Source organism: Lactiplantibacillus herbarum (genome assembly GCF_001039045.1).
GTDB classification, from domain to species: domain Bacteria; phylum Bacillota; class Bacilli; order Lactobacillales; family Lactobacillaceae; genus Lactiplantibacillus; species Lactiplantibacillus herbarum.
In genome coordinates, this window is the sequence record NZ_LFEE01000003.1 from 55,266 (window position 1) to 56,732 (window position 1,467).

1 protein-coding gene is annotated in these 1,467 nt (G+C 39.7%); it reads right to left on the reverse strand.

Annotated elements, in window-relative coordinates; all coding sequences use genetic code 11:
• A partial coding sequence (locus ACG95_RS01575) for a LysM peptidoglycan-binding domain-containing protein (protein ID WP_047998823.1) occupies positions 1 to 522 on the reverse strand: 522 nt, incomplete at its 3' end.
• Positions 523 to 1,467: the final 945 nt, after the last annotated feature.

Sequence of the window (1,467 nt, forward strand, 5' to 3'; positions counted from 1 at the left end):
TTTGTTAGCAATCCATGCTTTTGCAGCACTATCAGAGTCACTAGTGTTTGATGAAGTTACCGTAACATTGCTGCTTTGAGTTGTTGCGGCACTTGCTTGTGATGAAGCAACACTTGAAGTAGCTTGGCTAGTAGCAGCTGAAGAAGTAGCTTGACTAGTTACAGACTGTGAAGCTGCACTAGTAGCAACACTTGAAGTAGCTTGACTAGTTACAGATTGTGAAGCAGCACTAGTAGCAGTTGAAGCAACGGCGCTAGTAGCTGATTGAGGAGCAACACTAGTAGCAGTGGTAGTCGTTGAAGTACCGTTAACTTCTAACTTGTCGCCAACAAAAATTAAGTTGATGTTTGATAATTGGTTAGCTTTTTCAATTGCAGATGTAGATGTGTTGTAATTAGCAGCGATAGCAGAAACCGTGTCACCAGCTTTAACAGTGTAGCTGTCGGCATTGGCAACCGTAGTTGAAACGGCGAATAAGGCTAAAGCAGCAGTTGATGATAATACAAGGTTTTTGATCTTCATAATAATTAATACACTCTCCTATAATTTGCGTGTGTGTTAGTTCGATTATTTACTGATTTCATATTGGTCGAGTAATTGATGTCTCAACCAATCAACAAAGACTAGTATAACTAGTGAGTGTTGCAGGAAAATAATCAGAACATTACGTTTTTAGGGGTTGCTTGTAATATAAAGGCGTTTTTGTAATGAACTGTAATATTTGAAGCAGATTTCATGAAAAAACGATGATTTTTGTCCGATTAAATGGGCTGAAACGTTGACGGGAACGACGATTCAGCCTGTTAATCAAAAAATGAAAACGATGAAAATAATGAAAAAATCAATCGTTTAGGAGAAAAGTGGATAAGTTGCGATGTTTTTTTACTCATTTGGGAGCGTGTGAATATTTCTGAGTAGTTAAAAGGATGGCGCGATTTGTAAAAGTGACAGGTAGGGGATGATAGTTGAATGGTTAAAATAGGTGGTCTACATGATATCAATTAATAAACACTGAGGGATATTAATAACGATGCTACTTTTAAGTGATTTAAATAGTTGATTAAAGGTTGAAAGTTAATTACTCAATGAAAGTGTTGGTATGCTTGTGGTCTAAAAGTTAAAACTAGACACAACTTTCGCTTCCGGTGGTCCGTACTAGCTCACTTGTTGGGACCGGGTTAAGCCTGAGAAACGGTCTTAACCCGATCCTTGATCCTTGGCACAATTCGCCAATGATCAAGGTCGTCCGTGGTGTAAGCCAGCGGAAAAACACCACCGAACTAACGCCACTTTCACAGCATCGCTAGTACTGCCCACCTCCGTCTAGACGGGTCGTTAATTACGATAGTCGTGTTTAACTTTAGTTCTGATCAAGAGAATAGCTACGTATAACAAGGGAGCTAGAGATTGCTTTCAATTCACCGCTCCGTCAGCCAAGACACAATTTCTTGGCTGACGGAGCGGTGA